This window comes from Blastococcus sp. HT6-4 (assembly GCF_039679125.1).
In the GTDB taxonomy this organism is placed as follows: Bacteria; Actinomycetota; Actinomycetes; order Mycobacteriales; family Geodermatophilaceae; genus Blastococcus; species Blastococcus montanus.
The window spans coordinates 2859502-2878182 of record NZ_CP155551.1 but is presented as its reverse complement, the minus strand read 5'-3'; the positions used below and the strand labels follow the sequence as shown (position 1 = coordinate 2878182).

The 18681-nt window shown below is 74.5% G+C and carries 21 protein-coding genes and 1 riboswitch; of the genes, 15 read left to right on the top strand and 6 right to left on the bottom strand.

Annotated elements, in window-relative coordinates:
- The first annotated feature begins 13 nt into the window (after positions 1 to 13).
- Entirely contained in the window at positions 14 to 1708 is a 1695-nt protein-coding gene (locus tag ABDB74_RS13750; RefSeq protein ID WP_346619226.1) for a CocE/NonD family hydrolase, read from the top strand.
- A gap of 6 nt (positions 1709 to 1714) precedes the next feature.
- On the opposite strand, the gene ABDB74_RS13745 is transcribed toward ABDB74_RS13750, so the two are convergent.
- A complete protein-coding gene (locus tag ABDB74_RS13745; protein ID WP_346619225.1) occupies positions 1715 to 2092 on the bottom strand; it encodes a type II toxin-antitoxin system death-on-curing family toxin in 378 nt (125 codons plus the stop codon).
- Entirely contained in the window at positions 2089 to 2292 is a 204-nt protein-coding gene (locus ABDB74_RS13740) for a DUF6290 family protein (RefSeq protein WP_346619224.1), read from the bottom strand. Before ABDB74_RS13740 ends, ABDB74_RS13745 begins: the two co-directional genes overlap by 4 nt.
- A 241-nt stretch (positions 2293 to 2533) precedes the next feature.
- Between ABDB74_RS13740 and ABDB74_RS13735 the strand changes: the two genes are divergently transcribed.
- The 11 genes from ABDB74_RS13735 to ABDB74_RS13685 all read left to right on the top strand — a co-directional run bounded on the left by ABDB74_RS13735 (position 2534) and on the right by ABDB74_RS13685 (position 11817).
- Positions 2534 to 2668: a hypothetical protein gene (locus tag ABDB74_RS13735; protein WP_346619223.1), complete on the top strand. Its 135-nt coding sequence runs from the start codon at positions 2534 to 2536 to the stop codon at positions 2666 to 2668.
- A gap of 131 nt (positions 2669 to 2799) precedes the next feature.
- A complete protein-coding gene (locus ABDB74_RS13730) occupies positions 2800 to 3282 on the top strand; it encodes an NUDIX domain-containing protein (RefSeq protein WP_346619221.1) in 483 nt (160 codons plus the stop codon).
- A 139-nt stretch (positions 3283 to 3421) separates the two neighbouring features.
- A complete protein-coding gene (locus tag ABDB74_RS13725; protein WP_346619219.1) occupies positions 3422 to 3691 on the top strand; it encodes a hypothetical protein in 270 nt (89 codons plus the stop codon).
- A 56-nt stretch (positions 3692 to 3747) separates the two neighbouring features.
- The gene (locus tag ABDB74_RS13720) at positions 3748 to 3963 is read left to right on the top strand and encodes a hypothetical protein (protein ID WP_346619218.1); all 216 of its coding nucleotides are present in this window, start codon (positions 3748 to 3750) and stop codon (positions 3961 to 3963) included.
- 22 nt (positions 3964 to 3985) lie between these two features.
- Positions 3986 to 4159 (top strand): hypothetical protein, encoded by a 174-nt coding sequence (locus ABDB74_RS13715; protein WP_346619216.1) that lies wholly within the window; start codon positions 3986 to 3988, stop codon positions 4157 to 4159.
- A gap of 459 nt (positions 4160 to 4618) precedes the next feature.
- Entirely contained in the window at positions 4619 to 5278 is a 660-nt protein-coding gene (locus ABDB74_RS13710) for a DUF4352 domain-containing protein (protein WP_346619215.1), read from the top strand.
- Between the two features lie 447 nt (positions 5279 to 5725).
- Complete coding sequence (locus ABDB74_RS13705; protein ID WP_346619214.1) at positions 5726 to 6967, top strand: sensor domain-containing diguanylate cyclase; 1242 nt, start codon at positions 5726 to 5728, stop codon at positions 6965 to 6967.
- 161 nt (positions 6968 to 7128) lie between these two features.
- On the top strand, positions 7129 to 8283 hold the full coding sequence (locus ABDB74_RS13700; protein WP_346619212.1) for a ScyD/ScyE family protein: 1155 nt from the start codon (positions 7129 to 7131) through the stop codon (positions 8281 to 8283).
- A gap of 405 nt (positions 8284 to 8688) precedes the next feature.
- Positions 8689 to 9351: a hypothetical protein gene (locus ABDB74_RS13695; protein WP_346619211.1), complete on the top strand. Its 663-nt coding sequence runs from the start codon at positions 8689 to 8691 to the stop codon at positions 9349 to 9351.
- Entirely contained in the window at positions 9348 to 10658 is a 1311-nt protein-coding gene (locus ABDB74_RS13690; RefSeq protein ID WP_346619209.1) for a hypothetical protein, read from the top strand. Before ABDB74_RS13695 ends, ABDB74_RS13690 begins: the two co-directional genes overlap by 4 nt.
- 13 nt (positions 10659 to 10671) lie before the next feature.
- On the top strand, positions 10672 to 11817 hold the full coding sequence (locus tag ABDB74_RS13685) for an OmpA family protein (RefSeq protein WP_346619207.1): 1146 nt from the start codon (positions 10672 to 10674) through the stop codon (positions 11815 to 11817).
- A gap of 61 nt (positions 11818 to 11878) precedes the next feature.
- Here ABDB74_RS13685 and ABDB74_RS13680 read toward each other — a convergent pair whose 3' ends face one another.
- On the bottom strand, positions 11879 to 12985 hold the full coding sequence (locus tag ABDB74_RS13680) for a biosynthetic peptidoglycan transglycosylase (protein ID WP_346619206.1): 1107 nt from the start codon (positions 12983 to 12985) through the stop codon (positions 11879 to 11881).
- A 184-nt stretch (positions 12986 to 13169) separates the two neighbouring features.
- Here ABDB74_RS13680 and ABDB74_RS13675 point away from each other — a divergent pair, with 184 nt between their 5' ends.
- Entirely contained in the window at positions 13170 to 14180 is a 1011-nt protein-coding gene (locus tag ABDB74_RS13675) for a GGDEF domain-containing protein (RefSeq protein ID WP_346619205.1), read from the top strand.
- Positions 14181 to 14205: 25 nt separating this feature from the next.
- Here ABDB74_RS13675 and ABDB74_RS13670 read toward each other — a convergent pair whose 3' ends face one another.
- Together ABDB74_RS13670 and ABDB74_RS13665 are read right to left on the bottom strand one after the other, a co-directional pair.
- Positions 14206 to 15108: an SMP-30/gluconolactonase/LRE family protein gene (locus ABDB74_RS13670; RefSeq protein WP_346619203.1), complete on the bottom strand. Its 903-nt coding sequence runs from the start codon at positions 15106 to 15108 to the stop codon at positions 14206 to 14208.
- A 38-nt stretch (positions 15109 to 15146) separates the two neighbouring features.
- A complete protein-coding gene (locus tag ABDB74_RS13665; protein ID WP_346619202.1) occupies positions 15147 to 16241 on the bottom strand; it encodes a DUF5925 domain-containing protein in 1095 nt (364 codons plus the stop codon).
- Positions 16242 to 16394: 153 nt separating this feature from the next.
- Between ABDB74_RS13665 and ABDB74_RS13660 the strand changes: the two genes are divergently transcribed.
- Together ABDB74_RS13660 and ABDB74_RS13655 are read left to right on the top strand one after the other, a co-directional pair.
- On the top strand, positions 16395 to 17333 hold the full coding sequence (locus ABDB74_RS13660) for a Rieske 2Fe-2S domain-containing protein (protein WP_346619201.1): 939 nt from the start codon (positions 16395 to 16397) through the stop codon (positions 17331 to 17333).
- Positions 17330 to 17812 (top strand): hemerythrin domain-containing protein, encoded by a 483-nt coding sequence (locus ABDB74_RS13655; protein WP_346619199.1) that lies wholly within the window; start codon positions 17330 to 17332, stop codon positions 17810 to 17812. The genes ABDB74_RS13660 and ABDB74_RS13655 overlap by 4 nt, the downstream gene beginning before the upstream one ends.
- A gap of 47 nt (positions 17813 to 17859) precedes the next feature.
- Here the strand turns inward: ABDB74_RS13655 and ABDB74_RS13650 are convergent, their stop codons facing one another.
- On the bottom strand, positions 17860 to 18402 hold the full coding sequence (locus tag ABDB74_RS13650; protein ID WP_346619198.1) for an NlpC/P60 family protein: 543 nt from the start codon (positions 18400 to 18402) through the stop codon (positions 17860 to 17862).
- 15 nt (positions 18403 to 18417) lie between these two features.
- Positions 18418 to 18573: riboswitch (cyclic di-AMP (ydaO/yuaA leader) on the bottom strand.
- Between the last annotated feature and the right edge of the window lie 108 nt (positions 18574 to 18681).

The following is an 18681-nucleotide window of genomic DNA, read 5'->3' as shown; positions in this document are numbered from 1 at the left end:
ACCCGGAGGCTCCGTGCTCGACCGCATGCCGCCGCTCTCGCCGCGGCCGCTCCCGCGCCCGGCCCGCGTCGCGGCGGCCGCGCTCGGTCGGCGGTGGCAGCTGCCCCCGGCCACCCACGAGGTCCGGCTGCTGCGCGGCGTCGACGTCCCGATGCGCGACGGCACCACGCTGCGGGCCGACGTCTACCTGCCGGCGTCGGCCGGACCGCACCCCACCGTGCTGCTGCGCTCGCCGTACGGCCGGGGCCTCGGGTTCGCCTTCGCGATGACGGTGCCGTACGCCGAGCGCGGCTACGCGGTGGTGGTGCAGAGCGTGCGCGGCACCTTCGGCTCCGGCGGCGAGTTCAGCCCGGTCGTGAACGAGGAGCACGACGGGCAGGACACCGTCGCCTGGCTGCGCGAGCAGTCCTGGTTCGACGGCCGGCTCGCCACCCTCGGCCCCAGCTACCTCGGCTACACGCAGTGGGCCCTCGCCCTCGACCCGCCGCCCGAGCTGAAGGCGATGGTGCTGCACATCGGCCCGCACGACCTCGCCCAGGCGGGGATGGTCGACGGCGCCTTCCAGCTCACCAACCTCGCCATCTGGACCGAGCTCGTCGCCCACCAGGAACGGGTCAGCTTCCTGCGCGGGCTGTACCGTCTGATGACGGCGGAGCGGCGGCTGGCCCCGCACCTGGGCGAGCTCCCGCTGCAGGGGCTGGCCGAGCGCTTCGGCGGCGCCCCCGCCCCGTGGTTCGACGAGTGGCTGGCCCACCCCGACCTCGCCGACTCCTACTGGGACCGCTACCGCGCCACCCCCGCCGTCCACTCGAGCACCGTCCCGACCCTGCTCATCGGCGGCTGGCAGGACTGGTTCGTCGAGCAGACGCTGTACCAGTACGCCGTGCTGCGCGACCGCGGCGTCGACGTCGGCCTCACCCTCGGCCCGTGGGCGCACCTCACCATCGACGCCGCCGTCACGACGCCGGAGAGCCTGGCCTGGCTGAACGCCCACCTGCCCGTGGCCGGCGCAGAGCCCGGTCCGCAGCGGCCCGGCCGCGTCCGGGTGCACGTCACCGGCGCCGGCACCTGGCGGACGATGCCCGACTGGCCGCCGGCCACCACCGACCGCGCCTGGTACCTCGCTCCGGACGGCCGGCTGGACGACGATGCCCCGACCGCGCCGTTCGAGCCGACCACCTTCACCTACGACGCGATGGACCCGACCCCGTCGGTCGGCGGGCGGGTGCTCGCCGCCAGCGCCGGCCAGCGGGACAACCGCGAGCTGGAGGCGCGCGACGACGTCCGCACCTTCACCACCGCGCCGCTGCGCCGGCCGGTCGAGCTGCTCGGTGGCGCCCGGGTCCGGCTGTTCCACGAGTCCGACAACCCGTACGCAGACGTCTTCGTGCGGCTGTGCGACGTCGGCCCGGATGGCGCGTCGATCAACGTCACCGACCGGCTCGTCCGGCTCGACCCGTCGCCCGGGGAGGAGTCGGTGACGGGGGAGCGGACGGTGGAGACGACGCTGCCCGACACCGCGCACCGCTTCCGCGCCGGGCACCGCATCCGGCTGCAGGTCTCCGGCGGCGCCCACCCGCGCTACGCCCGCAACCTCGGCACCGGCGAGCCGGCCGGCGAGGGCACCCACGGCGTGCCGGTGACCCACCGGATCTGCCACGGCAGGGCGACGCCGTCGTCGGTCACCCTGCCGGTCGGCACGCCATGAGTGGCGTCATCGCCAGGGCTCAGTCCCAGTTGCCAGGCGTTCGGCGAGGGCTCCGACGTCGTCGAGGTGTCCGGCGGCCACCGCCATCACGAGGTCGTAGGCCTCGTCGTTGGACAGGGTCAGCCGCATCCCGTTGACGCCGTAGAAGGCGAGGGTCGCGGCCAGGGCCAATCGCTTGTTGCCGTCGACGAGTGGGTGGTTCCGGGCCAGCGAATGCAGCAGTGCCGCTGCCTTGTCATGGAAGGACGGGTAGGCGTCCTCACCGAATGCCGTGGCTCTGGGCCTCGCTGCTGCCGACTCCAGGAGTCCGATGTCGCGCACCTCGACCTCGCCCAGCGTTCGCCTCGCTACGTGCAGGAGGTCGTCGAGGTCGAGATGGATCACTGGCCCAGCCGCTCCAGGGCTTCGGCATAGCGAGGCAGTTCCTGGTCGAGCACCCGATCCAGCAGCTCTCGCTTGCTGTTGCGCTCGATGTAGTCCCGCACTGCCTGCCTAGCGACTTCCTGCATCGAACGGCCCTCCAGTTCGGCGCGACGGCGGAGAGCTTCGCTCTCCTGATCATCGAGACGCAAGGTCATGGCCATGACGAGACGGTATCACTACCGATACCACCCACACCGTTTCAATGGCACCGAGCCGATCCCATCCGCTTGACGCGCGTGGCCGTGTGCCGCTCGTTCGTCACAGTTTCCCCGCTGACCACAGGCGACCTGCGGTTTCCCCGAAGGCCCTGGGATCGGCCGGTTTTCCTCCTTACGCTGGGGCTCCTCCACGGAAGGACGGGTTGTGAGTAGGCACCTGCTTGACGAGACAGCTGAGTTCAAGATGCCCCGGATCGGCCGGCACGCCGCTCCGGAGACGGCCGAACTGGAGGTCACCCAGCGGTTCGACGCGGGTGTCCAGCGCCCGCGGCCGGTAGTGCCCGACGCCCAGCAGGGCAGGGACGTCCAGCCCCGCTGACGCCCGGCGCACTGCTGCGCCGTCGTCGAAGCCCTGACCAGGTGCCCGGGCGGGAACGTTGCCGCCCGGGCACCGGCAGGAGAGGTCAACAGGCGGATCGGTCACCGGCCGGGCTTTGCGAGGCTGGGCGCGTGCCACCCGTCCGCAGCTCCGGAGTCCTGCTGTTCCGCCGCCCCGGCGGCCGGGTCGAGATCCTCCTCGGGCACATGGGCGGGCCGTTCTGGGCAAAGAAGGACGACGGCGCCTGGTCGATCCCCAAGGGCGAGCACGACCCGGACGAGGACGGCGAGGCCGCCGCCCGGCGGGAGTTCGCCGAGGAGCTCGGTCACCCGGTGCCGGCGGACGAGCTGCACCCGCTCGGCGAGGTGACGGGCCGGAAGCTGCTCGCCGTCTGGGCGGGGGAGGGCGACCTCGACGCCGGCACCTGCGTCAGCAACACCTTCGAGCTCGTGTGGCCGCCGCGATCGGGTCGCCTGCAGCAGTTCCCGGAGATCGACCGGGCCGCCTGGTTCGATCTCGACACTGCCCGCGCGAAGATCGTGAAGGGCCAGCTGCCCTTCCTCGGCCGGCTGGCCGTGCACCTCGGCTGCCGGCCGGCCGAGGAGGCGCGATGAATGCCGTGCTCGCCCGCTACCTCGAGGACGTGGCCTGGCCGGCGGGGAGGCGGCGCCGCATGGTCGACGGGCTGCGGCTTCTGCAGGAACTCGCCCGGACCGGCGACCGGCCGGTGACGTACAGGAGTTCGCCGAGCAGGTGCAGCCGGGCCTGGCGCCGATCGCCGCGTCCCGGGTCCTGGCCGACATCGGCCGGTTCTGCGCCACCGCCGGCTGGCCGAACGTCACCTGCTTCGTCGTCTTCGCGAGCACGGGGGAGTGCTCGCCCGGGTGCCGGTGGATCGGTGACGACGGACCGGTCGCCGCCCGGCAGCGGGCCTGGCTCGGCTACGGGGTCCGCGGCGACGGGCCGCTGATCGATCCGGCGGCTCCCGTGGTGACCGAAGGTGCGAGTCGAACCTTCCAGTAGGTCGTGCCACGGTCTCCGTCCTGCCGTCACGGGGCGGCGCGGGACCCGGGAGTGCGATGAGCGAGCCGGTCGGTGTGCAGGTGGGACAGGCGTGTCCGCGCTGCGGGCGGGAGGAGTCGGTGCCGCTGCTCTGGGGCCTGCCCTCGCCGGACGCCTTCTCGCACGCCGCGCCGGGCGACGTCGTCGCCGGCGGCTGCGTGATCTTCCCCGACGACCCGGCGCATGTCCTGGGCCTGTCGGGCGTGCGGTCACGAGTGAGGGCGCGCCGGTGAGCCGACCGCCGGCGAGCAGGAGTTGGCCGACCTGCTGGGCGTCCGGTACGCCGACGTCGTCCGCGCGCTGGGCACCGGCTGGCGGCGGGAGAAGCCGTCGGGTGAACGGGACGTCGTGACGTGGTTCGTCAGCGGCGAGCCGACGCAGGTCGCCGTCGGCGTCGAGGGCCCATGGTCACCCTCGGCCGCCCGGTGACCCGCTGGGGCGAGGGCCGCCCGGGGCTGTAGCCGGCCGACCGGCAGCCGTTCAGCCGCGACGACCTGCTCCACCTGCCAGACGTCGTCGCCGAGGCCGCCGAGGAGATCGCTGCGCGGCGGCGCCGGTCGTTCCGCTGGTGCTGCAGCTGCCACCGCGTCCAGGCGCCAGAGTGGTAGCCCGGTTCGGCCCACACGCGCCTGCAGTACGCCCAGAACTTCGCTGATCTGCAGGCACCTGATCAGGAAAGTGGGCACACCAGCGATTGCATCAAGAGCGCGAGGCGAACGTAGGGCTGCTGCCCGGCGCCGTCGCCGATGGGGCGCGAGGGGCGCGCGCGATGAAGGTTGGCGTCATCTGACAGAAGTCGGGGCGTTGTTCGGCTGTTGCGCCACGTTGATTTCGATATCTCTTCGCCTAGGTTTCGGAACAGGACCACTTTGATTGACGGGGGAAGAGATGTCGTACGCACCGCCGCCGCAGCAGCAGCTGCCCGAGCAGCCTCAGGCGAAGGCCAAGAAGCCGATCTACAAGCGGGTCTGGTTCATCGTCCTCGCGGCTATCGTTCTGATCGCTGTCGGCGCCAACATGGGTGGCGAGAACGACGGTGGCACGGATTCGCAGGCCTCTGGCGGCGACACCGGCACCGCCGCACCGGCGGCGGGTGAGGTTGCGGCTGAGTCTGCCGAGGTTGCAGGCGAGTCTGCCGTGGCCCAGCCGAAGAACCCCGGCATCGGTGAGCCGGCCGCTGATGGGAAGTTCAACTTCGTCGTCAACGGGGTGGACTGCAGCACTACGCAGATCGGGAACCAGTACCTGAACACGACGGCGCAGGGCCAGTTCTGCATCGTGGACGTCACCATCACGAACATCGGTGACAAGGCGCAGTCCTTCTTCGGTGACAACGCCAAGCTGTTCAACGCCCAGGGGCAGGAATTCTCGGCCGATAGCGGGGCGGGGATGTACCTGGAGGACTCGTCGTCCCTGTACGAGGAGATCAATCCCGGCAACACGCTGAACAGCAAGGTGATCTTCGATGTCCCGGCCGGCACCACGCCGACCGCGATCGAGCTGCACGACTCGTCGTTCTCCGGCGGGGTGACCGTCGACCTGCAGTGAGCTGAGCTCGCCCGTGCTCGGGGCTCCCTACCGCCATGGTGGGGAGCCCCGAGCGCTTCGAAAGCTGGGCCGCGTCTGTTCACAAGCCCCGCGTCTAGGCCGCAGATCAGCATCGCGCCGAGCGGGATACCGAGCAGGCCGGTCATCGACAGGGTCTTGAGGCCGGGGGCGACGAAGACGTAGCCGACGAGGATGCCCGACGTCAGCGACCCGGGGAGCAGCACCAGCCCGCCCCGGCCGATGCAGGTGATCATGGCGATCCCCGTTCCAGGGCCACGCGTCCGCGTGGTGGGTGCCGGTCGCCGGTCCTGAGGTGACCAAGCCCGGGCCGCTGCCGCCCGAGGTATCGGAACCCTGACGTCCGTGCGCAGTCGGCGTCCACCGCGCCGACGCCCGTCGTAGCGCTGCTGTTCCCAACGCGTTCACGGACAGCTAGCGTCGCCCCGCGTGAGCGCCGTCGGGATGCCCGTCCCGCCCGATCCCCGCCCCGCCGTCGCCGACCCGGCGCGCCTGGCGGCGATCGACAGCTACCGGCTCACCGGTCACGTCGGAGACCCCGACCTCGACGCCGTCGTCGCCCACCTGGCCCGCGTCGTCGGCGCCCCGATCGTGAATGTCAACCTGGTCGGCCCGGACGAGCAGTGCTACCCCGCCGAGCACGGGCTGGGGGTGCGCTACTCGCAGGTGCCCGACGAGCTCTCCTTCTGCGCCCACGTCGTCGCCATGCGGGCACCGCTGCGGGTCCCCGACGCGCTCGGCCACCCGGTGTTCCGCGACAACCCGGGGGTGGTCGCCGGCGCCGTCCGCGCCTACCTCGGCGTGCCGCTGGTCGACGAGGACGGCTTCGTCCTCGGCGCGCTGGCAGTGTTCGACGCCGTCCCCCGCGAGTTCACCGCCGCCGACCAGGAGCTCCTGGAGATGCAGGCCCGGCTGGTGCGCACCGTCCTCTCCCTGCGGCGGCGGGCGGCGGCCCACCGGTGGGACGCCGCCCTGCTCGCCGCCCAGGGGCGGGCGCTGGAGGCGGTCGCCGCCGGGCAGCCCCTCGACACCGTCCTCGCGATGCTGGCCCTGACGGTGCGGGAGCTGTCGCCGGACGCCGACGTGCCGCAGAAGCGCGTGCTGCACGTGGCGATCGACCGGCTGACCGCCGTCGCCACCGAGGCCGACCGGCGGCGGCACGCGCTGCTGGGCGCCACCCAGCGGGACGCGCTGACCGGCCTGGCCAATCGCGCCCACCTGCTCGACGCCGGCCGCGCGGCCCTCGCCGAGGGCGGGGCGGTGCTCTGCATCGACCTCGACCGGTTCAGGGAGCTCAACGACCGCGGCGGGCACACCGTCGGCGACCAGGTGCTCGTGCGCCTCGCCGAGCGGCTGCGGACCTGCGTCGACGCGGTCGTGCCGGACGCCGTCGTCGGCCGGATCGGGGGCGACGAGTTCGCGGCCGTCCTCCCCGGGGTCGACCGGCCCACCGCGGAGTGGCTCGCCTCCCGGCTCGCCGCCGTCCTCGTCGACGAGGTGGCGGTCGGGCGGGGCTGCGTGCTCGTCTCCGCCAGCATCGGGCTGGCCATGGCGCAGCCGGGGACGGCGTTCGAGACCGCCCTCTCCCGGGCCGACCGCGCGATGCACGACGCCAAGGGCAGCGGCGGGGGCGTGCTGCGCGTCCTGGCCACCGACAGCCGGCCGGCGTAGCGGCACCGCCCCGGCATCCGCCCCGGTGGCTGTAGCCGCTACAGCGAGCGACGCCGCGCAGGAATCGCCGGATCGGGACGAACGGAGCGCACCTGCGGTTCCCGGCTTCCTGGCAGCTTTCCCGGCGTCCATCGGGGGATCCCACGTCGGAGGAGAGACGGATGCGGCAATACAGGGCAGTCGCGGGGGCGGCTGCAGCCGTGGCGCTGGTGGCGGTGTCACCGGCGACGGCGAGTGCGCACGGGGGAGGGCGCGGTGGTGAACCGATCACGACCGTCGCCGGTGGGCTCGAGGGCCCGCGCCAGCTGAGCGACTTCCCGGGTCCCCGGGTCGTCGTCGCGGAGTCCGACTCCGGCGAGGTCTCGTCGGTGCACCTGCGGACCGGCGAGGTCGAGACCCTGCTGACCGGCCTGGGCAACGCGCAGGGCGTCGACTCCGAGCGCGGCCGCCTCTACGTCGCGGTGGGCGAGTCCGGCGGTCCGCCGCCGGAGGAAGGGGCCCCGCCGCCGGAGGAGGGTGCTCCGCCCCCGCCCCCGGCCGACATGCCCAGCCAGCTGCTCGTCGAGGCGAAGCTCAACGGCGAGATCGTCCGCACGTGGGACCTGCTGGAGTACGAGCTGGAGAACAACCCCGACGGCCAGCTCCAGTTCGACCCGGACACGCAGCAGCCGATCGAGACGCTGTCCAACCCGTTCTCGGTGCTCGTCCAGCACAAGCGGGTGCTGGTCAGCGACGCCGGCGCGAACGCGGTCCTCTCCGTCGACCTGCGCAGCGGGGAGATCAGCACGTTCTTCGTGCCCCCGACGGTGACCGACGTCGAGGGGTGCGCGGAGGCGGAGAACAACCCGGGCACCGAGGGGTGCGACTCCGTCCCCACGGAGATCACCCAGGGGCCCGACGGGCTGATCTACGTCGGCACGCTCGGCGCCGAGGTGCCCGGCGCCGGACGGGTGTACGTCCTCGACCGGCACGGGAACCAGGTCGACGTCATCGAGGGGCTGACCGGGGTCACCGGCGTCGCGGTGGACTGGTGGTGCAACGTCTACGTCTCCAACGTGCTCGAGGGCGCGCCGATGGGTGAGGGCCCGCCGCCGGAGGGCTTCGACCCGGCGTCGGTCGGGGAGATCACGCGCATCTCGCCGCACGGGGAGCGCGCCACCGCCCAGGTCGCGATGCCGACGGGGCTGGAGTTCACCCGCGGGAAGCTCTACGCCTCGGCGTGGAGCATCGCCGGCTTCGTCCTGCCGCCGGGCTCACCGCCGGCGGGCGAGGTGCAGCGGATCACGCACCGGGCGTTCACCGGCACGGCGCCCTGATCGACCCGCACCGATCCACGACGGTGCCGCGGCCGATCGGTTCGGCCGCGGCACCGTCATGTCGGCGTCCCCGTCCGGGGGAACGCCCGCTCCGCCGGACGGGTGACCAGCCGCTCCCACCTCACCCGTCCGGGGTGGATGTGCGCGGATTCCGGTCGCTCTCCGTGATCACCGGGGCTCCTCGCCCCTAGCCTCTGCTTGCTCACCGTCACCGGTGCCCCGCAGTGCGAGGCGCCGAACAGTCGCACGGCGGTGGCGTGGCACGGGGGGATCCGCGCACGGCAGCCAGGCGTCGCCGTCCGCACCCCACGATCACCGGCGGGGGTGCGGCCCCGCCACGGGGGAGCTGTGGTTGTGAAGCGATCGAAGACGGACCGGAGGAGCACCTCCTACCGCTCCTTGCCCGTGTACTGGCCGGTCCGCTGGCGGCTGCTCTGGGCGGCCCGCAGCGACCGCCGCGCCGGCCTGCCGATCGGCCTCGGCGCCGAGACCACGCCGATCCTCCGCGACCTTGTGGCCCACCGCGACCACGCCTGCGAGCTCGAGCGCACGCGCTACTACGCCGACGTCCGGCGCATCGACGTCCGCCTGGCCGGGATCGACGCCGAGCTCGGCGCCCTCGAGCGGGCGCTCGCCGAGGCGACCGATGCGGCCGCCCGTGCGGCCGCACCGCTTCCCGAGCAGGAGCTGACCGCCCGGAGGGCGGGCGAGCAGCAGGTGCCGGCCGAACTGGTCCGCCAGCGGCGCGCCGCCGAGCACCTGCGCCGCGCGGACGCGGCCCGGGCGGCGCAGCACGAGCTCCGGGTGCGGCTGGACGCCACCCGCGCCGAGGAGGCGCAGCTGGAGGCCCGCCGCCAGAACCTGGCCGACGTCGCCCGCTCGCGGGCCCTCCGCCTTGTCGAACGCGCCGAACGGCTGGCCGCCGTGTACCGGCGCGCGCTCCTCCGCCGCCACCCCCAGCGGGAGGCGCTGGTCAGCCGCTGGGACAGCAGCCCCGTGCCGCCGCCGGCGTGGGTGCTGGCCGACGACCTGCTGCCCGCCCACCGGGACACCGGAGCCGCCGCGTGAGCAGGAAGCGCACGGACGACGACCTGCCCCGGCGCGCGGTCGACGGCGGTACCGGGTGGTCGTTCCGCCACCCGGCCGACCCGCCGCTGCCGCCGCGCATGCGCTCGCAGGAGGCGCGCGACGCCGTCCACAAGGCGGTCGTCGAGATGCACCGCACCGGCTCGCTCGACGCCGGGAACGGGGACGCCCTCGACGGCTGGATCGACTCGCTGCGGCCGCAGTGGATCGCCCACCACGAGATGGCCGGCGCCGAGGCCGAGGCCGTCGCCCAGCTGGGCGCGGGCCGGTACGAGGCCGCCGCCGTCGCCGCCCGTGCCACCGCCGGGGTGACCGCGGCGGAGCGCGACCAGACCGAGCGGCTGGTGAGGATCTTCGAGCAGCGGCTCCTGGCGCCGCAGGAGGCGCCGGTCGCCGGAGGGCCCGACCGCCGACGCCGGCCGCGGCCGGCCGTCGACGCGCTGGAGGGCCTCACCCCCCAGCGCGGCTGGCAGGTCTTCACCCGGCTGCTGCTCGTGCTGGCCGCCGCCGGCGACCTGGCCGCCTTCTACGTCACTCTCGCCGGGATGACCGGCCAGCAGGACTACATGGTCTGGACGCTCACCATCGCGCTGACCGCCGCGGCCGTCGGGGTGATGCACCTCGTCGGCCGGACCGCCCGCAACCTCCGCGAGGGCCAGGGCGGGCTCGGCCGGACGGCGCTCGCCGTCATGACCATAGGCTGGTTCCTCCTCGGTGCGGCGACTTTCTACGTCCGGACGCAGGTCGAGGCGCCGACCGGCGGCACCGGGCAGGTGGCCTTCGGCGGTACCGCCGCCGAGGTGCCCGGGGACGACCCGTTCCTGTCGGCGATCCTGCTGGCCGCCCTCTACGTCGGCTCCGGCATCCTCGCCTTCTGGATCGGGTTCTCCGACCACCACCCGCGGATGGCGAGCTACCTGCGGCTGCGCAGCGACCTGGCGGCGCAGCGGCGGGCGGCCGCCGACGCCGAGCGCGCGGCGATCGAGGCCGAGCGGCTCGCGGCGAACGCCCGGGCCGAGGTCGAGCGGACGGCGGCTCGCACGGCCGCCGCCGCGGCCGGCGTCGACGCCGAGATCGCCGAGCTCAAGGAGCTGGCGCGGATCCACGTCGCCGGGCTCCTCGGCGACCCTGCCGCGACCAACAACGTCGTCTCCGGACGGGCGGACGCCACCGACGGGCCGGCCGGCACCCGCACCATCGGCCCGCTCGCCCTCTGGCCGGCCGCGTCCGCTCCCGCGCCGTCCCTCAACGGCAACGGCAACGGCAACGGCGACCACGCCGCCCACTGACGGAAGGAACCTCGTGCTCGGAACAACGGTGCTGCGCCGCACCGCCGCGGTGGCCGCGACGGTCGCCCTCCTCACCGGGACGGCGGCCTGCACGAACAGCGGTGCCGAGCCCAGCGGAGCGATGGCGATCGTCGTCGGCGCCCGGAGCAACTCGGCCGAACCGGTGCTCGGCGGCGCCGCCGGCGATGCCCGCGAGGCGGCGCTGGCCTCGCAGGCCCACCTGTCGATCGTCGTCGCGGACGGCGCCCCGTTCCAGCTGGACGGGGCCGGTGCGCTGCTGGCCCGGGACGAGAACGCGGTCGTGCAGCCGCAGGACCGCGACCGCAACCGCGCCCTGATCGACCAGCTGGTCGCCGAGGCGGCGGCGCGGACGCCGGAGAGCGACCTGCTGGCAGCCCTGGACCTCGCCGCCCGTGCCCTCGGCGCCGCGGCGGACCGGCGCACCCTCGTCGTCGTCGACTCCGGCCTCTCCACCGCCGGTGCCCTCGACTTCGCCACCCAGCCCGCCCTGCTCGACGCCGACCCCCGGGCGCTCGCCGCACAGCTCGACGACGCCGGCGCGCTGCCCGACCTGGCCGGCATCGACGTCGTGTTCGCCGGGCTCGGCGACGTCGCGGCCCCGCAGCAGGCGCTGCCCCGTGCGCAGCGCGAGAACCTGGTCGCCCTCTGGACGGCGATCGCCGAGGCGGCCGGCGCGGCGAGCCTGCACGTCGACGATGCGCCGCTGAGCGGGCAGCCGGTGGGGAACCTGCCGGCGGTGACCCCCGTCGTCCCCGGGAGCGGCCCGGTGTGCGAGGCGGAGACCGTGGTCCTCGACGAGGGGGACGTCGCCTTCGTCGCGGACACGGCCGCATTTCTCGACGAGGCAGCCGCCGTCGCCACGCTGCGACCGATCGCCGACCGGATCCGGGCCGCCGACCTCTCGGCGGCGCTCGCGGGCACCACGGCGGACGTCGGCGATGCGACCGGGCAGGTCGAACTCAGCCGCCGGCGGGCGCAGGCGGTGGCCGACGTCCTGGCCACCCTCGGCGTCCCGGCCGACCGGCTGACGGTCACCGGGCTCGGCAGCGACTTCGCCGGCTACGACGCCGACGACCCGGCGGCCAACCGGGCCGTCCGGATCGAGCTCGCCGGCGCCGCCGAGGTCGCCTGCGGCTGAGCGGGCCGAGGGGGACGGTCGGTGACGCCGCAGGATGCACATAGCGTCCAGGACTCCCGCGTCAGGCGGTGCCCTCCGCGGCGATCAGGTCGGTGACCTCCTGCGGCGGTGTCGAGCAGTCGTCGCCCGAGGGCTCCTGGTCGGAGGCCAGCCCCTCGACGCCGGCATCCTCGACGGGGGTGAAGCCGAGCCGGTCGAGGTGGCGGGGCACCCGGTTCTGGGCGTTGACCACGTGCGAGCGGGACAGCCAGCCCATGCCGTCGTCCACCTCGAAGTCCATCCCGCCGCCGGGCGCGCGCCGGACGTGGCCGGGGGAGGGGAGCAGGCCGACGAGCTGCACGGCCTGCGCGGGGGAGAGCTCGCTCGGCGGGGAGTCGAAGTAGTACCAGCCGGCCGCGCAGACGCCGTAGATCGTCGGGCCGAACTGGGCGTAGTTGACGTAGAGCTCGAGCATCCGGCGGTCGTCCACGAACGCGGCCAGCTCGACCGCCAGCCCGGCCTCGACCGCCTTGCGCCAGGCGCTGAGCTCCTGGTTCAGGAAGAGGTTCTTCGCCATCTGCTGCGGGATCGTGGAGCCCGAGGGGTCCTCCTCGCCGGCGAGGTGGGCCTGCGCGCGGCTCCACAGCGCGTCCCAGTCGAAGGCCCCCGAGCGGTAGGGGAGCTCGGCGTCCTCGTGGGCGATCACCGCGGCCAGGAAGTTCCGCGAGACGTGCTCGACCGGCACCGACTCCTGGACGGCGCCCTCGGGGTTGGCCAGCATGAACGCCGTCGTCGGCGGGTCGACCCAGCGCAGCGACAGCACCACCAGGGCCTGGACGACGGCGACCGCGGCCAGCATGCGGACGACGCGGCCGACCAGCCGGCGGCGGGGGCGGCCGCCGCGGAGCCGCCGGTCGCGGCGACCACCCTCCGGCCGGGCCGGCGGACCGGGGCTCGCCGGCAGGGCCGGCGGGAACGCGCGCCCGGGCGCCTCCTGGGGCCACGTGCGGGCAGGCGGCTGCTGCGGCGGAGGACCACCGGTCTGCGGTGGGGCGCCGTACCAGTCGTTCCCGGCGGGCGGCGGGCGGTCGAACCGCGGGCGGCGGACCGGCTCCTCGTGCGGTGGCGGCCCGTCGGGTCGGCGGCGGAGCCATCGGGTGGTGCGGGAGTCCGGCGGGACGGAGGCCATGAGGTGGTGCTCCCCTGGTCGGCGTCGAACCGTCATCGTAGGGCGGTTCCCTGTGAGCGCCGCCGACGTCCCGGCCGGCGACGTGGCTGCCGGGCGCGGGGCTCACCCGGGTGGGTGGGCCGGGTTCGCGTGCCCCCCCCCGCGAGGGATCAAGTCGAGCGCCCCGGCTGCCGTCCATCTCGGGGTGAGCCGGTCCCGAGCGCCCGAGGTGGCGACGGTGCGCGTCATGGCCCAGACGCTGGCCATCTTCTACGCCTTCGGCGGGGCGGCCGGCCTGGCCATCACCGCCGGCGCCGCGCCCGGCCCGCAGCGGGCGGTCCTGTTCGTCATCTCCCTGCTGGCGCTCGCGGGCGCCGCCGTCGCCGCGCGGTGGGGTCCGCGCTGGCCGCGCAACGCCTTCCACCCGGTGGTCGACGCCGCCACGCTGCTGATCTGCGCGGCCGTGCTGGTCAGCCCGGACCCGGTGACCGCGCTGGCCGCGGCGACGCTCGTCGTCTTCGTGGTCGTGGACGCCGCACTCTTCTTCTCCGGGCCGCAGGGGTTCGGCCACATGCTGGTCGCGGGCACCGGGATCACCGTGTCCCTGCTCGTCACCGGCGGGATCGCGCCGCCCACCGCGGTCGGCCTCAACCTGGTGCTCCTCGGGCTCGGCGTCGTCATCCGCCGGCTGGTCATCCGGGCGTCCGGCGCCAGCCGCGATCCGTTGACCGGGCTGCGCAACCGGCGCGGGTTCGACGAGGCCATGGGCGAGCTGATGTCCGAGGCGGCCCGCACCCGCGAGCCGCTGTCCGCCGTGCTCCTCGACGTCGACCACTTCAAGTCGGTCAACGACACCTACGGCCACGAGGCCGGCGACCGCGTGCTGTGCCAGGTCGCGGACGTGTGGCGCGCGGCGCTGCCGGCCGGTGCGGTGCTCGCCCGGCACGGCGGGGACGAGTTCTCCGTCCTCCTGCCGGGGACGCCCGGCGCGGACGCCCTCGACCTGGTGCGGCGCGCGTGCGCGCTGCACCCCGGGATCTCGCTGTCCTGCGGGGTCGCCGAGCACGGGTTCGGGGAGAGCGCGTCGCAGCTGATGCGCAGCGCCGACCGGGCGCTCTACGAGGCCAAGGTCCGCGGCCGCGGCCGGGCCGAGCTCTGGAACGGCGCCGGACCCCGCCCGGACGGCGCGGTCGCCGGAAGCCTGCCGCTCGGCTGATCGGTCACCGTTCCCCGGTGCGGGGTCAGGGCAGCCCGGCGTGCGGGACGGCGACGTCCGTGGCCACCAGCACGGCCTCGCGGACCGGTGCCCGGGTGTGCGCGTAGAAGTCCGGCGCGCAGCACAGGAGGAGCGTCCGGCCGTCGTCCCCACCGAGCGCGCAGGCGTAGACGCCCATCCCGCCGGGCGCGGCGATCTCCTCGACGATCGCGCCGCCGGCCGCCACCCGGACGACGCGGGAGTTCAGTCCGTCCGCGACCCAGACGTGGCCCTCGGCGTCCAGCGTGCAGCCGTCGGGCGCGACCCGCACCTGGCCGATGAGCTCCTCGACGGAGTCACCCTCCGGCACGGGCCCCAGCTCCGCCCACACCCGCCGGTTCACCAGTGACCCGTCCGCGGCGATGTCGAACGCGGAGAAGCGGTTCCCCCACGTCTCGCCGACGATCAGCGTTCCGCCGTCCGGGGTGATCACCGACCCGTTCGGGAAGAGCAGGCGCTCGGCCACCACGGTCACCGTGCCGTCCGGGTCCACCCGCTTCAGCGATGCCGGCGCCGGCGCCCCGCCGCCCATGAGGTCGAAGCCGAAGTCGCCGACGAAGGCCCGGCCGGAGGCGTCGACCACCATGTCGTTGAGCAGCCCCGTGCAGACGTCGGAGAGGTCGGCGTGGGTGGACACCTCGCCGTCGGCGACCCGCAGCAGCCGGTGGTCCCTCATCGAGACCACGAGCAGCGAACCGTCGGGCAGCCAGCCGAGCCCCGACGGCTGGTTCTCCACCTCGAGGACGACGATCTCCGGGCCGCCCTCCGCCGCGACCCGGCTCACGGTGTGCCGGTAGAAGTCCGACACCCACCACTGGCCGTCGTGCCACCGCGGGCCCTCGAAGTAGGAACCGCCCTCCAGCACCGTCCGGAACGCTCGATCCGCCATGCGCCGGGACGCTACAAGCATCGTCGCGGTCGCGGTCCTCAGAGATAGCCGCCGAACTCCGGTGCGATCGCATCGGCCGGGTGGGCGCGCTCCTCGCGCAGCGCGAACAGCTCCGCCAGCGTCATCGGGCGCTCGGGCGCGGGAACGGACCCGCCCAGCCATGCCTGCGCCTCCGCCGGCGAGAGGAGGTCGAACTCGACCTGGCTCAGGCACCGGCCCGGGCGGGTGATGGCCGGGTGCAGCCGGCCGACGTCCTCGTTGGTCGTCAGCAGCACCAGCACCTTGAGCCCGTGGCCGAGGATCCCGTCGCACAGGTTGAGCAGCCGCCCCAGCGAGGCGCCGGCCCGCACCTTGGCGTCCGACCGCAGGTACTCGTCGCAGTCCTCCGCCACGACCAGGCGCCACCGGCCGTCGTCCTCGTCCTCGTCCTCGTCGATCCCCGCCACCTGCAGCAGGTACTGGGGCTCGGCGAACAGCCGTTCCGGATCCATCACGTAGTGCGGCCGGCACCAGCCCGACCACTCGCGGCTGAGCGCCCGCACCGCCGTCGTCTTCCCCGTTCCCGGGACGCCGTGCCACAGCACCAGGCGTCCGGCCCGCCCCGACATGTCGCCGGCCGTCATGAGCGGCCCCAGCGCCTGCCGCGTCCGCCCCGCGTAGTTCGCCGCCGCCTCCGCCCACGTGGGTGCCGTGACGCGGCGCGACGACTCCAGCCCGCCGTTCGGGGCCCCCGACCAGAACGACATCCGCACCTCGCCCTCCGGTGCGGCGGTGACCTGCTCCGCGCCGGCGACGACGTGCGCGACCAGGGCCTCGACGGCGGCCAGGTCCGACCCGACGACGTCGACGGTCGTCATCCGGTTCGCAACCTCCAGCCGCGCCAGCAGGCCCGGCAACGCGACGACGATCGTGCGCGAGCTCCCGTCCTTGCGGTCCAGGCGGAGGACGGCGCCGTCGGGGAGCAGCGGCAGCGGATCCTCCACGGCGCCGGTCACCTCGCCGGTCCGCTGGTAGGGCATGCCGCCGTGCCACTGCGCCTGCAGCAGCATCCCGTTGCCGACGTCGAAGCGGTCCACCCACAGGCCCGGCCGCAGGAACCCGTGCGGGGGAGGGAGCGGGGGCTCGTCGGTCACCGGGTCTCCCTGGGGTCGCGGTCGGTGCGGCACGGACGGTAACCCGCAGGGGTGTCGGAACGCCTTCGTCCGCGATCGGGCGGTCCCCGGCCCCTGTTTTCGATCACCGCGGTCGGGGCAGGGCACCGGGATGACGACGGAGAGGCTGCACCGGTGAGCGTCCGGACCCTGTTCCAGCGCGCGGTCGGCGCCGTCGAGCGGTGGCAGGTGCTGGATGCGCCGAGCTACCAGGTCGAGCACGGCGTCTCGCTGACCTTCCTGCTGGCCGGCCGGTACGCCCGCCCGCTGCAGGACCTGCTGCACGGCGTGTGGCTCGGGCACCCGCTGCACCCCTTTCTCGTCGCCCTGCCGATCGGCTCGTGGAGCGCGGCGGCCCTGCTCGACGGCCTCGACACCACCGGCCGCGGCGGCCCGGGCACGGCCCAGGCGGCGCGGACGGTGGTCGGGTTCGGGATCGCGGGCGCGGTGGCGTCGGCCGCGACCGGGATGACCGACTGGCAGCACGCCCACGACGAGGCCCGCCGCGTCGGTCTCGTGCACGCCGCCCTCAACAGCACCGCGCTCGCGCTCTACGCCTGGTCGTTCGCCGACCGCGGACGCGGCCGCGCGGCGCGGGCACGGGTCACCGCCGCCGCCGGGTACGCCGTCGTCCTGGCCAGCGGCTACCTGGGCGGCGTCCTGTCCTACCGCCACCGGCTCGGCGTCGACCACTCTGCGGCCGGCCGGTCGCCCCGCACGTTCACCCCGGTCACCCGGCTCGCCGACCTCCCGGACGGCGAGCCGTTCGGCGTCGACGTCGACGGCGTCCCGGTGGTGCTGGTCCGCACCGACGGCGGCGTCCGGGCGGTGAGCGGACGCTGCCCGCACCTGGGCGGGCCGATGGCGGAGGGGTGGCTGCACCGCGACGAGCTCGTCTGCCCGTGGCACGGCTCGCGGTTCGACCTCGACACCGGGGAGCCGGCGCAGGGACCGTCCACCGCGCCGCTGCCCTGCTACGACACCCGCATCACCGACGGCGCGGTCGAGGTGCGGCGGCGCGCCACCTGGCGCAGCCCGACGGCGATCACCACGGCCGAGGAGGCATCCCGATGAAGGCCGACGAGGTCCTGATCGCGCACCACGACGTCCTGCGCGGGCTGCTCCGCGACCTGGCCGAGACCACCGACGCCCAGGCCGGGCGGCGGGAGGAGCTGCGGGACCGGTTCCTGCGCGAGATCGAGATCCACGCCCAGATAGAGGACGAGCTGTTCTACCCCGCCGTCCCCGACGTCTCCCCGCTGCTGGCCCTCGCGCACGCCGAGCACCGGCAGATCGACGACCAGGTCGCCACCGTCATGCGCATGGACGTCAGCGACCCGGAGTTCACCACCGAGGTCCGCATGCTCGAGAAGACGGTGCGCCACCACACGATGGAGGAGGAGCAGCGCATGTTCCCCCAGTCGCACGCCCTGGGGGAGGAGCGCCTCGAGGAGCTCGGCGAGCAGTTGCGGGCGCGGCAGCGGGAGCTGGCCGAGTCCGGTGGGATGCGGCTGATCGTGCGGCTCAAGCGCGCGACCCTCCGGCACGTGTAGCCACCGGACGGTGCCCCGGCCGGCCGGGGCACCGTCCGCAGGAGGGATCAGACGACGCGGCGGGCGGTGTTGTAGCCCCACATCGAGTCGACGGGGACGACCTTCACCGGCTGGCCGAACGTCGAGGAGTGCACCATCAGCCCGTTGCCGATGTACATCGCGACGTGCCCGACCGGCGAGTAGAAGAAGATCAGGTCGCCGGGCTGCAGGTGGGCGCGGTCGACGTGCACACCCACCGTCGACTGGGCGCGCGAGGTGCGCGGCAGCGTGATGCCCGCGTCGCGGTAGGACGACCAGGTCAGGCCGGAGCAGTCGTAGCCGCCGGGGCCGGTGCCGCCCCAGACGTAGGGCGCCCCGAGCTTGGACAGCGCGCTGTCGACGGCGACCTGCGCGGCGTGGGTGGGCGCCGCGACCGGAGCGGCGTGGTGGGGCGCCGGGGCGGCGGCCATGGCCACCGGCGCGCCGGACGGTGCGTCACCGACGGAGGCCGAGGCGGGCAGGGGGGCGAGGGCGATCCCCGCGCCGGTGACGAGGGCGAGCGTCGCCCCGCGGAGCGAACGACGGGTCGTGGACGTGCGAGTGGTCGTCATGGACGACGGTTTCTCCTGTTCTCCAGCAACCGCCTACCGAGTTAGCTGACGGGTTCGGGCGGGGAACTCGCCCGGCGCTCCGGCACTGCCGGTCGCGCTTCACCCCGGTGCTGCGGTGGGTCCCCGGCCCGCGCGGCGACGTGCCGCTGCGCGGTTCGGCGGTGCCCGCACGGGTGTCACCGGTGGTGGTGACGAGGGGGCCCCGGGCGGACCGCGAGGAACGGTAGGTGGATCACGGACGGGTCACAAAACGGTCACGACGGGCATATCGGGGCCCCG